This is a genomic window from Flavobacterium luteolum, assembly GCF_027111275.1.
In the GTDB taxonomy this organism is placed as follows: Bacteria; Bacteroidota; Bacteroidia; order Flavobacteriales; family Flavobacteriaceae; genus Flavobacterium; species Flavobacterium luteolum.
In genome coordinates this window covers 3,137,371-3,151,990 of record NZ_CP114286.1, presented here as the reverse complement: position 1 = coordinate 3,151,990, position 14,620 = coordinate 3,137,371, and the positions used below count along the sequence as shown (strand labels likewise).

Genomic DNA, 14,620 nt, shown 5'->3' with positions numbered 1-14,620 from the left:
GGGACGTAAAAGAAAGATATATTGTATTTTTGCAGTTTACTTAAAATACAATAAAATGACAGCTTTAAAAGATATATCGACAATAGAAGACATTCAGCAAATGGTTAACAGCTTTTATGCAAATGTTAGAAAGGACGATTTAATCGGGCCGATATTTAATGATAAATTACAAGACCGTTGGGAACCTCATTTACAAAAAATGTACAATTTCTGGCAGACTATTCTATTTGATGTTCGCGCTTATTCTGGAACACCTTTTCCTCCACATAAACAATTACCAGTAGACAAAACCCATTTTGACCGCTGGATTGCCATTTTTAATTCGACAATCGATTCGCAATTTGCTGGTCCAATAACAGAAGAAGCTAAAATGCGTGCCACCAATATGGCTTTTATGTTCAGCCATAAAATTGAGTATTTTAGAAATGCAGAAAATGAAATGAGAAATGCAATAAAAAAATCTTAAAAAATTTCTTTCAAATAAAAAGCAGAACTTTATATTTGATAAAATGAATTAAACCCAAATCTATATTCTTTTATTTATGAAAAAAGTAATTTTCTTTATTACAATCTGTTTCTCATTTTTAAATCAATTATCAGCACAATCACAAACGTCAGCTTCTAATTTATATAAAGGAACCGTTGACGGAAAAACACCAATAACAGTTTACATTAAAACAGAAGAAAATCCTTGTACAGCCGATTTAATGTATACTTCCATGTATCGTCAGAATAAATCAAAAAACTGGATTCAACTTAATGTTACTCAAAACAGAAAAAAAGAAAATGAATTTGTTTTAGTTGAACAAGGATTTAGTGGTGTTTTGATTTTACAAAAATTAGGAAATTCTTTTACTGGTTTATGGATTAGCCCTGATGCTAAAAAACAATTAAAAGTGGATCTCAAAGAAGCTTCGATGACTAAAAAAGAGCTTGAAAACTTCGAGAAAACAATGGAAAAAGTGAATTATGAAAATAATGATTGCTAGTAAATCATTTTATTTCAACTTTTTCAAAATCTACAAAAATGCAATAAAAATCAATTTCGAATAAAAATTTTGTGATGGATGATAAAAAAACGAGCCGTAAATTCGTAATTTTACATTTTAATCTACAACGTTTTCGAAATGAATCCAAACATTGAAACCAATCCGTTATTAGAGCGATTGCCTAAACATTTACAGCAATTTATTAAACCTCAAGATTATAGCGATTATACTCCTATCAATCAGGCGGTTTGGCGATATGTTATGCGTAAAAATGTAGATTATCTTTCTAAAGTAGCGCATCATTCTTATTTGGAAGGTTTACGTAAAACAGGAATCGAAATTGATTCTATTCCGAGCATGTACGGCATGAACCGAATTCTAAGCGAAATTGGTTGGGCAGCAGTTGCCGTTGACGGATTTATTCCGCCAAATGCTTTTATGGAATTTCAGGCTTACAATGTTCTAGTTATTGCTTCAGATATTAGACAATTGGAACATATTGAATATACTCCTGCTCCAGACATTATTCACGAAGGTGCTGGCCACGCTCCTATTATTGCAAATCCTGAATATGCGGAATATTTGAGACGTTTTGGTGAAATTGGATGCAAAGCGATTTCCTCACACAAGGATTATCAAATGTATGAAGCAATTCGTCTGCTTTCTATTTTAAAAGAAGCAGAAGATACGCCACAGGAAAAAATCGACGAAGCTGAAAAAGCGGTTGCCGATTTGCAAAATGATATGGGAGAGTTGTCTGAAATGGCTCAAATAAGAAACCTGCATTGGTGGACTGTTGAATACGGCTTGATCGGAACGGTTGAAAACCCGAAAATATATGGCGCTGGATTACTTTCTTCGATTGGAGAAAGTGCCCACTGTATGACCGATAATGTAAAGAAAATACCTTATGATATTTCGGCTGCAAATCAGAATTTTGACATTACACAATTACAGCCACAATTATATGTCACTCCAAATTTTTCTTATTTAAGTTTAGTTCTAGAAGAATTTGCCAATAAAATGGCTCTACGAACTGGAGGGCTTTCTGGAATTCAAAAACTAATTCAATCGAATGCTTTAGGAACTATTGAATTAAGCACAGGTTTACAGATTTCGGGAGTTTTTACAAATGTTATTGAAGAAGAAGGAAAACCAGTTTATATTCAGACCACTGGAAAAACGGCTCTTTCTTACCGTGAAAAAGAATTAGTTGGACATGGAACTTTAACGCATCCACATGGTTTTGGAAGTCCGATTGGGAAATTGAAAGGTTTTAATCTCGCAATTGAAGATATGAGTCCTAAGGATTTGCAGGCTTACAGTATCGTAGAAAATGAAACTGTAAAACTAGAATTTGAAGGCAATATTATTGTGGAAGGTGAAATTATCACAGGATCTCGAAACTTACACGGAGAAATCATTTTAATCAGTTTTAGAAATTGCACCGTAACTCATGGAGAAACCATTTTATTTCAGCCTGAATGGGGTAATTATGATATGGCAATTGGTAAAAAAGTGATTTCTGCATTCTCAGGACCTGCCGATGTAAATAGTTTCGACTTAATTAATATTGTTCCGTCAACGAAAACGATCAAAGCAAAACATACTAATGAACGTGATGAATTGGAGCATTTGTATGCTTCTGTTCGTGAAATTAGAACGAATAAATCTTCTAAAAACGAATTAAAATCTGTTTTTGAAAAGCTAAAAAATAATCATTCAAACGACTGGTTATTGTCTGTTGAAATTGCAGAACTTTTGAAGGATTCAGATGAGAAACAGCTTTTACAGGAAGTTTTGGTTTATTTGGATCAATTGAAAGAAAAACGCCCTGAGATTGCTCATTTAATTTCTGGAGGATTGGATTTGATTTTTGATAATTTGCCACAAAGGCACTAAGACGCGAAGTTTTTTTACTAAGTAAAACGTACCGTTTGTCATTTCTGTAAAAGTTACTTATTTCGGTAACGGATTTATCATTTCGATTGGCTTTTTTCCATCAATTCCCTGATGTGGTCTTTCATGATTGTAATAATATAAATATTGGAGCAATTCCTCTTTTAGTTCTTCTTGAGAATCAAAATCTGTGTCTCTCAATAAATCCTCTTCCAGAGTTCTCCAAAACCTTTCGACTTTACCATTTGTCTGTGGTCTATATGGCTTTGTATATCTGTGCACTATGCCTAATTCCATTAGCATTCTTTCAAAAGGATGATTGTTTTTTACCTTGCTTGTTTTAGGTCCAAATTCAGCTCCATTATCAGATAATATCTCTTCAAATTTTATTTCATAATGGCTGCTTAAGATATTTAAACATTTTAATGAAGCAAACATTACGGTTAAACTGGTAATATCTGAAACTAATTCTGCCCAGGCAATCCGGCTGTAATCATCAATTACACAGACTAAATAAAGCTTTTTGTTTTCTCCGCGAATTATGCTTTTGCTTAAATAATGGCAATCAATATGACCCAGCTGTCCCATTCTTTCCTTGATTATTTTCTGATGATTCTTTTTAATCTTCGGAGTTAATCTGTTTATTTTATGACGTTTTAAAATATTATAAACTCCTGAATAGGAAGGCGTATGCTTTCCTAATTTGGGACTCAATATACTAACAATTTCATATCTGCTGTTTCCTTTTTCTCTTAATTCGATTACTTTTTGTTCTATAAAAGGCAAAGGGCGTCTGGTTTTATATCTTGGACCCCGCTTTTGGGGCAGTAAATCTATTGGCTTTCCGCTCTGCTTATAGCGATTGTAATACTTTAAAAAACTTTTTCTGCAGGTGTCATTGGCTGTATAAAAATCCATTGCTTTTTTATAAAGCGGATGAGTTTTGCTTTTTACCTGTTCATATTCTTTTATTAGAAAACGATATTTCTCTAAATAGTTCCGCTCTAATGTCGAATCCTGACTATTATTTCTCATCGTAACAAAATTTATTAAAGTTAAATTTTGTTACCGAATTATCTAACATTTACAATTTCGACGAAGGAGAAATCTCCGCAAGTAACTCCGTAACGAGAATCCAATCTTTGTCGAGCTTCTCGTGGAGATTTCTCCTTCGTCGAAATGACAAAATTGTGGAAAGTCTGTTTGTGAAAACTATCCAAGAATTTGGTGCTAAATCATTTTAATCCTTTAATCTGTGGCAAAAAAAACTTTGTCACTATGTTCCTTTGCCTCTTTGAACCTCATCTTACAATTTCAAATCTTGCGTTAACTCCGTTTCAGACTCAATAGTTTTTCCATTGTACTGCAGTTTCCAGCCCATTGAATTGGTCATGATTAAAATCTTAGATAATTCGCTTATTAGTCTATTTTGGGCGTTTGTTTTAAGGGTAGAATTTTCGATTTTCTTAGCCAGATTCGCTTTTACCGATTTGTTGATTTTATTGTAATCGTCTCCAGTAAACGGATTCAGTTTGCTTTGCTCAACATCATAAAACTGAATATCTGGATTTATAGTAATTTCTTCTTTTGGAATATTTAAAATCGTAATGGTTTTATTTTTTTCATCAATATCATATTTCATTTGATGCAGATCATAAGCAACCGTTACGTTTGCATTGACCACAATGAGTGCTTTTTTCTCAAAAGAAATCATGTCCATTAAATACTTTTGCTGATTTTTATAAGTGATGACTTCTGAAAAATGCCCTTCGGTAACAACTAATTTTCCAACGTTAAGAATCTGTTGCTGAATTAAATTGGTATTATACTGAATATCTGAGTCATCTTCTTTTTTGAACTGGCAATATTTAAACCCCAGAACAATTATTAAAACGATAACTCCAACACCTATAATTCTTTTGATCAAATTTTGCATTCCTCTAAAATATTTTAGACCAATTTACTTCATTTTTTTCTTTTTCTGCCACGAATTCACGAATTTTCGCTAATTCCTTTGGGTTAAAAATATGGAAGTATTTCACAAATCAAATTCGAAAAATTCGGCCTAGAGCTAACCAACAAATTAAAAATAATTCGTGAATTTGTGGCTAATCGATCCCAGCAAATAAATTTAAAATGGATATCCAATAGCAATATTCAAAATCAGGTTATCTTTTCTCCAGGAGCTGCTTCCTAAATTAATATCATCAATCACCCAACGTTGCCCATCTGGTAAAGCAGGATTTCGAAGCGGAATAGCTAAATCGGTTCTTAAAATCAAGAAGGATAAATCGAAACGTAAACCTGCTCCTGCTCCAACAGCTATTTCTTTCATAAAATCTTTTGAGATTTCTGCTCCCGGTTTGTTCGGATCAGCGTGTAACAACCAAATATTACCAGCATCCAAAAAAACTGCACCTCTTACAATACTGAAAAGCTTTGCACGATATTCGGTATTAAATTCCAGTTTTAAATCGGCTGATTGATCAGGCGTATAATTATCATTTGTCGTTGGTGGAATAACATAACTTCCCGGCCCTAAAGTTCTAGCTCTAAAAGCTCGAATACTATTGGTTCCCCCTACTACAAATTGTTTAGATGCTGGAAGTGTATTCGAATTTCCATAGGCAAATCCCGCTCCAACAATCAATCTGCTGGCTAATTCGCTTTCTTTTCCCAATTTTAAATAATGCCTGAAATCGGATCTGATTTTGACATATTGGCTAAACGGAACATCAAATATGGTTTTAACCTTGTTCGGATAATCTGCACCTGTAAGCAAACCTGTTAAGTTTCCCGCCAAATCCAATTCACCATTAAAATAGATCGTATTCTTTTTACGCTTCTTCATGGTATTGGTATAAGTGTAATTGTAAGTTGGCCCAAAAACCAGCTGCTTTTCAATCACTTTTCCTAATGCTGGATCATCCTTAATATCTTCCATATATTCTGGCGTTACATGGTTCGGACTTACATAAGTCACATCAATTACATTCAATTGATGTTCTTTACGAATGTTTTCTTTCCACATGTAACCAAAAGAAGTATTAAAAGAATTCAAAGCATACAGTTGTGTTCTTTTTTGATATTCGTAACGCAAAGTCGCTTTGGTTCTTGGCACATACTCACTATTTCCTTCAATATGAAAAGGTGTTATAAATCTTGGCCAAGTTAAACTAACTTCACCTCCCAGTTTATAAATATTTTTCCCTTTATTAGTTCCTCCCAACTGAAAATCGGCGCCGCCAAAAACAGAAGCCGTAAACAATTCAGCACCCTTTAGAAAATTACGGTTGTTCCAGTTTAAATTTAATTCTGTACCAGTATAACTTGCAGAATTGGTTTTTCCAATCACTTCAACACGAATAAATTTTTTGGGTAAAAGTGTCAAGAAATAGTAAGAATCTAAAGCATTCGGAATAGAATCTGAAGGCTTAAATTCGTTCTTGACAAAACTGAAAGTTCCAAGATTTACAAATCGGTTTAAAGTTAAATTATGATCTTTTCGATTGTACACATCTCCTTTTTTGAAATAAATCGTCCGATCGTAAATTCTTGGTTTGAAAGTATCTGTCGTGTCAATTATTGTAAAATCTTTATATTGTGTGATATTCCTTTTTCTATAAACCGCACTATCATTCGTTAGAGAATAATTCGGATACACAAAAATCTTATCAATTTTATAAGCGGTCAAAGCTTTTACAGGCGTATCATCTTTTATAACCAGTCTAATTCGTACTTCGTGATCGCCTTTGCTGCTGTCTACTTTTGCCAAAATATAATCTGGATTAAAATAGAAATAGCCTTTTTCTTTTAACCTAGCATCGATTCTTTCTCTTTCTGCTTTTATCACATCCAAATCGTATGGATTTCCAACTTTCAGGAGACTTCTTCGATGGCTTTTGGCTATAATTTTTGACATTTTTAAAGAATCATCTGGAAATGTAACGCTTTTTATAATGTACTGTTTTCTAGGCGTAACCGTATATTCTGCCGTCACTCTTTTATTTCGAACAGTCGAATCGGCACTGACGCGGGTTTTAAAATAACCTCTGTTTTCTGTAAAATTTCGTAAAACTGAAGCATTATAATCCAAATCAACTTTACTGAAAAGCACTGGCGGTTCTCCAACTTTATTACGAAGCCAATATCTTGTTCCTTTATCTTTTTTGGGTTGGCCTGCAAGGTTATATATCAATAATTTAGGTCGCAACCCGAAGATTTGTTTGTTTGGTTTTGGGCGCAATAAACCTTCCAATTCTGTTTCCAATGCTTTTCGATCTTTCTTTTTCATGATCGAATCTTTTATGGTAACAGAACCGCCTGTATAAAGCAACTCTCCTTCGGGAAGGTATTTCGTATTACTGCATCCTAAAACAAAAAACAAGGAAAGTAGCACGATATACTTTAAATATATATTTCTATGATTATGTCTTTTGCTCATTTCCTTCAATAGTTTTTTCGTCTTCGTTCTCTTGCAGTTTTTCTTTTTCTTTCTCCTCTTTCTTTTTTTGCTTCTCTTTTTCTTTACGGACTTTCTCTTCTTTAATCAATTGTTTTTCTGCTTCGGTACGATGAAATAGTTCTCTAAATTTATTGTAGCTCATCGTAATAACAAATGCAACTCCTGTCTCGATAACTTGTCCTTCAACTGCAACCTGATATTGATTTTTGCGATAAGCTCGAACCATATATCGACCGTCTTTTGTTAATTGATAATCTAATGCTACATCTCCCGCAATATTGGTGCTATCCTCGTTGGCACGTTCTTGTCCTTCGACACCAAAACTGCTTCCGACAGTAATTTTTAATCGATCATCCAATAATTTTTTAGAAACTTCAACATTCAGATCGGTTCTGTTCTGCATGGTTCCTGTTGTATAATCTTCTGTAGATTCTAAATCAAAATTGACTTCAAATCCTTCAATAAGATCTCCCGCCAGATTATTTAATTGCTGCGAAAGTATTTTACTCACACTCTGTCTGGCAAAAGATTCTGCATTTACACCGCCACTTTCGCTCGCAAACGGGTTTTCGCCTACAAATCTGTTCAATAATAAAAGCGCAAAAACTTGTTTGTTTAACTCTGCAGGATCTTGCTCTAATTGTTTCAGTTTTGTCTGTGTCATTTCGACAACATCTGAAGAAACATTGTAATTTCCTTCAGGAAGCACAATTCCAAATGAGATTTCCGGTTTCATCAATTCTCCATTCATTTTCAATAAAGTCTGAAAAGGAAGTTTTTGTTTGTAGGTATTTTGTACAGCTTGAGGTTGACTTTTCAATTGACTTCCTAACAAATCAATTGGTGCTGTGTTTACTTTATAAATAGCTGTAATATTTAAAGTTGCCATTGTTGGTTCCCCGTTCCAAGTAATAAAACTTCCTTTCTGAATATCAAATTTTCTTTTGATTCCGTTGAAATTCATTTCATAAGCACCATCCGAAAACTCATATTTCCCTGTTAAAGTTGTTTTTCCAGACTGATCTATTCCGCCGACTAATTCTGCTTCTCCTTTTAAGTTCAAGTAATCGCCATTAGATTTATCAATCAGCAAGGTTAATTCTGCTTCCTTATTGATCGAAATGGCCACATTTACATCCATTCCTTTCAATTCTGACTGATTCAGTTTGTTCTGCATATCAACCGTTTGTTTCAAATACATATTGTCTTCATCAACAAACTCTACAATTCCCTCTCGATCAGCAATTGAAGGATCTGACTGTGGCATAACAACAGTAAACTTGGTCTCTTTATTGATTTTAATCGTTCCGTCAACAACCGGACTATCCAAGTTTCCTTTTATATTCAGTTTTGTGTCTAAGAATAAATCTCCGTAAAATAAATCGTTGTCTTTTTCTTTAGAATGAATCGCTCTAAAATCGTCTGCTTCAACCAACAGATTGAAATTATATTTGACAAAATCTGGAGATTGAATAGTTCCATTTACAAACAATTCATTGTCATTTTCGTCAAAAAGAGAGAATTTATCAAATGAAATGGTACCATCATTAAAAGTGATTTTTTCGTTTTTAGTTTTAAAATACGAATTCAATTGTGTCACTCTAAAACCAGCATCATTAAAAATCAATTCTCCATTAACTTTTGGAGCTGAAGTATTTCCTGTCAATTTAAAATTACCTGATAAAAAGCCTTGCCCTTCAGTAATATTTCCCATACTGAAGCCTTGAATACTTTTAATATTCAATTTATTAATCACTACATCAAAATCAAAATTTCCAGTATCTAACAAATAATCTCCAGTAAGTTTTAAGTCATTTCCTTCGTCACTCAAGGCCACATTTGCAGCAAGCGTATTGGCAGTTTTATTATCTACTTTTATTTCTAAATCACCAACTTTTGAGCCTTTAAAACTAAAATCATCAATTTTTAGATCTGAAGTAAAAGTTGGGTTTGTCATCACATTTTCAACCAACGCATTTCCGTTTATCAGACCTTGCATTAGCAGTTCATCCTTTTTAACCATATTCATAATGGTTTCGATTTTGAAATTTACAAAATCGACTTGCAACGGTGCATTGTCTTGTGTTCCTTGAGATTGAATTTTTAATTCGTTTCCGTTATTACTCAAATTGAATTTATTGACATAAAGTCGTTTTTCACCAAACTCAATCGCATTTTCTGGATCGACATTCCACTTATCATAGTTTAAAATAAAGCTGTCTGCATCGAGTTTTACAATATTTTTAGAATCTTCTGCTTTAAATTCACCCGCTATAAAATATTGCTGCTTTTGTTTTGCATCTTGAACTTCAAGCGCATAAGTCAGAATATTATTCTGCACATTTCCAGACAGACTTGTAAACGGAATTTTTAAAGAACCGCTTTCGATTGTTGCAACAGAAACTAAATATTCTAGCGCATTTTCTTTGGCTTCTATATTAATTTTTCCGTCAGAAATTGTGTTGCCACCATAAACAATTCTCGGAATCGTTCCATTTACGGTCAAAGAATCTGTCTGATTATTATAATTCCCTTTTATAGTAAAAGGCTCTAATCCAGTTAATTTTGGCAGTAATTTAAAAAGTACGGGGTCATTATCGACTTTAAGCATAAAAGCCAATCTTTGTTCGTCTGATTCTGCGTTGACTTTTGGATTTTTAAGATCAATATATTTTGATAATGATTTTTGAAGTGAGTTTGCCAAAGTCGTCAATTTGTATTTTCCGGTTACTTCGGCTTTTAAAAACTGTGACGAAATTTTAATCGAATTGCTATCTTTATCTGCAAAAGCCAAAACACGAATTGAATCTAGAACTATTGGTTCTGCACCTTGCAAAATCTGAATATTCGACAAAAACACTTTTCCGTTTAAGAAATCTGGATTGCTATTGGTTATATCAGCATCAACATTTCCTCGAAGTTTCATTGGGCCTGCGTGCAAATTGAGCTTGTCTAAATCGGCGATGTCTAAATTCAGTTTTAATTTTACAGTCGGATATTTATCTTTTGTATCTCCGCTTGCCATTAAATCGAAATTAAGATTCGGATCTTTCATTCCAGATTGCACTGCAAAAGAACCGTTTTCGATATTTCCTTTTAAAGCCAAGTCTTTATAAGTATATCGATTAAAAACCGCCTTTTGCACCAAACCATCAATCGCTGCATTTGCCGTTTTCGGATCTAAACCAGTTCCTTTGACTTTCGCTTTAAGCGTAATTTTTCCGATAGAATCGTTTTTAATTAAACGGCCTAAATCGAAATCTAAAAGATAGACTTCTGCATCGTATTTTTCTCTTTTTTTAATACGTTGATCAAACAAAGCATCAACTTTTGCATTTCCGAAACTGCTATTTAAAGACAGATTGGTTTTGAAATTCTGAACCGATCCTTTAAATTTTCCCTGTAAACTTAGTTGTGAAGGAATTTGAATATTCTTCGGAATTGTTCCCGCTGGCACAAACATATTAATGTCTTTTGCCGTGCTCGAAATCTTTTTAATATTTAAATCGTAATACGCTTTTTGCGCATCAGGCAATCCAGCAATTTTTCCCGAAAGGGAAACTTTTGTAGAACCAATTCCGCTCATTTCAAATTTTGAAATATTTAGATCTTTTACTTTTCCGCTAACACGGCTATCCACATACAAAATCGCATTTGGATTACTTTTAAATGGATTTGTATTTTGTAGATCTGGAACAAACAATAAAATATCTTTGAAGCCAATTTTAGATTGTTTCAAATTGGCATCAATAGCCAGATTTCCTAAATCTTTCTGAAGTGACTCTAACGATTTGTATTCGGCTCTAACTTTATCTTGAACAAGAGTTTGTGGTGTTTTTAAATACAGATTATCCAGCGAAGCATTTTTTGGTCCGTAAAAGAAATCGGTTTTAAAAGCCTGAATCTGTAAACCACTTTTTTCGTTTACGGTAAGGGTTTTTATATTTCCTGAAATCGTATCATTTCCATAATACAATTTCTCAGCTTTAAAATTGAATTTGTTCAAATCTAAATGCGCGTAATCAATTCCTTTTGTTTTTGGTTTTGACTGCATATCATCAAACTTGAAGGCAATATTTTCAATATTAACTTTGTTAAGTTTAGCCTTCCAACCCACTTGTTTTATGGCTGTTGTGTCTAAATTGGGAGTTTCAATTTGCTTGTCTTTTACTCCTAATCTTAGATTTCCACTTAGGTTTTTAACTTCGAAAGTATCAAAATCCAAAAGCTGTTTGTTCAGATCAATTTCGCTTACCGCTAAATTCAAATTACCTAAACGAATGCCTGAATTGAGTTTAGAATCTTTGTTATCGTATAAAATATCGATTTTAGATAAAGTAATTTTTTCTAAAGCCAATTTGAAATCTGGCCTTTTCGAAATCGTATCAACAGTTTTAACCGAAACCTCTGCAATTTTCTCCACAACATCTTGATCTAAAACTACTTTTAAACCGTTCAGATTGATACTCGGAATATTAAAATCCATTTTATCGAGATCGAACTTTTTGAATTTGGTATCAAAATGCGTTAAGTTCACTTTGATATCATTCTTCGAAAAATCATCTTTAAAATTGAATTTAACCTGATCGAGATTTACTTTGACAACCGAAATTTTAAAGGGTTTAGCATTTGGATCTTCAACTTTTGGTTCTTTTGATTCGAATGCTTTAATAATATAATCGAAATTGAAAACACCATTTTTATCTCTAGAAATATTAGCTTTTACGTTTTCCAATGAAACCGAATTAATTTCGAGTTCGCTGCTTACCAATTTAAACAGATCAACATCGACCTCTAATCGTTTACCAGCCAACAAAGTATCTTTTTTTTGGTCTTCAAAATAAAAACCTTCCAGAACTACATCTTTAGGAAATTTAATTAGAATTTTATCTAGAGAAACTTTGGTTTTGATCTTACCTTCAAGATAAGTAATTGCTTTGTCTTTAACGAAATTCTGAACCGACGGAACCTGAATTAAGATTATTAAAAGCAATAATAACGCAATCACAGAAACCACGCACCACATTAGGATACGAAGTGTTTTTTTAAGAATGTAAACAGGTTTCTTATTCATACGTCAATAAAATCGAATTAGATTAAAATTGCTTCTGAAAAAAGCAGGGTTGCACATTTTACAAAAATGTAAAATTTAAACCACAACAATTTACATAATTATCAGCAATTATTCTAAAATTTTATTGTTGTTTTGCCACGAAGGCACAGAGGCTCGAAGTTTTTCTAAAATTTTATATGCGGAAGTTTTTCACCTAGGGTTTCTATTTTCTGCTGTAATTTTGCTAAGAATTTTTGATGCTGTTCTGATTCTGGATTAAAACTCCTATGACGCAAACTTTTCTGGATTTCGTCTACTTCTTTCATCACGGAAGCACTTTCTTCTGAAATATAATTTTCACTGAAAAGCTTCCAGATATAATCTATCGCAATCTGATTTGGATGCAACATATCTTCGCCATAAAAACGATAATCACGAAGTTCATCCATCATGATTTCGTAGGAAGGGAAATAGCTATAAGTTATGAGTTTTGAATTATGAGTTTTTAAAACTTGATGTAAAGCTGTAAATAAATGTGACTTACTTAACTGATTTTCTACAAAGCCATCTTTTATATGGCGAACCGGAGAAATAGTGAAAATGAAATTTATATTAGGATTTAAAGCCTGAACAGCTTCAATTGTGTTTTGAATACTTTTTTGAATTATTTCGACCGATAGTAATTCTTTAGAAAATTGTTTCTGAGGCACTTTATGGCAGTTGGCTACAATTTGATCTTTATCGAGATTTCTGTAAATCCATGAAGTTCCAAAAGTGATAATAATATGCGTGGCTTCTTTAAGCTGTTTATGCGTTTCTGTTACTGCTTTATTTAGCGTTTCTAATAATTCCTGACGATCAGAGTTGCTTAAATCTGAATGAACTTCAAAACTATGCCAACGCTCATTATAAAAGAAAACATCTTTTTCTTCAAACCATTCTTGTTTCAAAACTCTATCAAATAATTTCTCGATAGAAACGGGATTAAAAATAATTCCAAACGGATTGGTCTCATTCTGAAATTTAAAATAGTCAAATTTCTCAGACATGTTCTCAGCAAAACAAGAACCTATAGAAAGTATTTTCGAATCGTAATTGATCGGATTATTACTTTTTGAAACGGGTATTTGAGTTCTGAATTGCATGATTTCTAATTTAAACACGAATTTCATCAATTTTAAGCAATAAAAAAACCAAATACAAAAGTATTTGGTTTCTATAATTATAATAATGCTTTTAATTAATAAGTAAACTCATAAGATTCAGCAGGTGTGATTCCGTCTCTTTTGAAATTAGTAACTTTTGAAAGGAAATTATTTGCATCATATACGATTTCGCTTTTGTATACATTTGGAGTTTCATTTGAATAAGATGCTGTATACTTAACAATATTGTTCACAGAACTATATACAGAGCCTTCACCTTCGCTATGATCTATTAACAAATTGAATCCTGTAATGTTTTTGTATGGACTGTTTTTATTGTCATATTCATATTGAGCTGTAAATACACTACCTGTTTCTGAATCTGTTTGTACACTTTTAACTAGATTTCCGTTAGCAAAAGTTAACACTTCAGAATAAACACTTTTTTTCTCTATAGTGCCATTTATATTGTAGCGCTCTCTTTTTACTGTTCCATCTGCGTTATGCGTAAATACTATTCTGCTATTGTATTCACCATTAGGAAATGCTGTCGAAAAACCTTCTGCATAAACATACTCTGTAAGTTTTCCGTTTGTATATTTATACGTTGTTACGTCGCTAATAATATCTTTACCGCTTTCAGTATCATAATTAGTTTCTTTTACCACAAGGTTACCATCGTAAGTATAATCAGTTCTTCCTGTTTCATCTTTCATGCTTACAATTTTAGTACCATTGTAAGTTGCTACATAAGTAGAATTTTCTGAAGGATATCCTACACTAGAATATTTAATTGTTTTTGGCAAAATAACATTTCCTTCTTGATTATCATCACTTGAACAAGATGTTAAAACTAGTGCTAAAGCACCAAAAAAGCATAAAATTTTTTTCATTTTGATTTGGTTAAAATTCTTAATGGCGCAAACGTACTATAACCAAATATTAAAACCTTACGTGATTCCACATCAAAGTACAGTTTACAATTAAGATAATTCTTAAAACACTAGTATTAAACAATATAAAAAAACTATTTAATGAGTTTTTTTTCTAAAAAACCAAGTATTTCAAA

The 14,620-nt window shown here is 32.7% G+C and carries 9 protein-coding genes; 3 read left to right on the top strand and 6 right to left on the bottom strand.

Annotated features, from left to right (window positions below):
• Window positions 1-55 precede the first annotated feature (55 nt).
• The 3 genes from OZP10_RS13570 (at window position 56) to OZP10_RS13560 (ending at window position 2,891) form a co-directional block, all read left to right on the top strand.
• Window positions 56-466 (top strand): group III truncated hemoglobin, encoded by a 411-nt coding sequence (locus tag OZP10_RS13570; RefSeq protein ID WP_129746285.1) that lies wholly within the window; start codon window positions 56-58, stop codon window positions 464-466.
• Window positions 467-542: 76 nt separating this feature from the next.
• Window positions 543-989 carry a hypothetical protein gene (locus tag OZP10_RS13565; protein ID WP_281631357.1) on the top strand — a complete coding sequence of 149 codons (447 nt, stop codon included), beginning with the start codon at window positions 543-545 and terminating at the stop codon, window positions 987-989.
• A 138-nt stretch (window positions 990-1,127) separates the two neighbouring features.
• Window positions 1,128-2,891, top strand: a complete 1,764-nt coding sequence (locus OZP10_RS13560; RefSeq protein ID WP_281631356.1) for an aromatic amino acid hydroxylase — start codon at window positions 1,128-1,130, stop codon at window positions 2,889-2,891.
• 57 nt (window positions 2,892-2,948) lie between these two features.
• Here OZP10_RS13560 and OZP10_RS13555 read toward each other — a convergent pair whose 3' ends face one another.
• From OZP10_RS13555 to OZP10_RS13530, 6 genes are all read right to left on the bottom strand, one after another.
• The gene (locus OZP10_RS13555; RefSeq protein ID WP_281631355.1) at window positions 2,949-3,923 is read right to left on the bottom strand and encodes an integrase core domain-containing protein; all 975 of its coding nucleotides are present in this window, start codon (window positions 3,921-3,923) and stop codon (window positions 2,949-2,951) included.
• 271 nt (window positions 3,924-4,194) lie between these two features.
• Window positions 4,195-4,824 carry a DUF4230 domain-containing protein gene (locus OZP10_RS13550; RefSeq protein ID WP_198857561.1) on the bottom strand — a complete coding sequence of 210 codons (630 nt, stop codon included), beginning with the start codon at window positions 4,822-4,824 and terminating at the stop codon, window positions 4,195-4,197.
• Window positions 4,825-5,019: 195 nt separating this feature from the next.
• A complete protein-coding gene (gene tamL / locus OZP10_RS13545) occupies window positions 5,020-7,332 on the bottom strand; it encodes a translocation and assembly module lipoprotein TamL (RefSeq protein WP_281631354.1) in 2,313 nt (770 codons plus the stop codon).
• Window positions 7,316-12,427, bottom strand: a complete 5,112-nt coding sequence (locus tag OZP10_RS13540) for a translocation/assembly module TamB domain-containing protein (RefSeq protein ID WP_281631353.1) — start codon at window positions 12,425-12,427, stop codon at window positions 7,316-7,318. The genes tamL and OZP10_RS13540 overlap by 17 nt, the downstream gene beginning before the upstream one ends.
• 164 nt (window positions 12,428-12,591) lie before the next feature.
• Window positions 12,592-13,551, bottom strand: a complete 960-nt coding sequence (locus OZP10_RS13535; protein ID WP_281631352.1) for a GSCFA domain-containing protein — start codon at window positions 13,549-13,551, stop codon at window positions 12,592-12,594.
• A gap of 95 nt (window positions 13,552-13,646) precedes the next feature.
• Window positions 13,647-14,444 (bottom strand): hypothetical protein, encoded by a 798-nt coding sequence (locus OZP10_RS13530; protein ID WP_281631351.1) that lies wholly within the window; start codon window positions 14,442-14,444, stop codon window positions 13,647-13,649.
• Window positions 14,445-14,620: the final 176 nt, after the last annotated feature.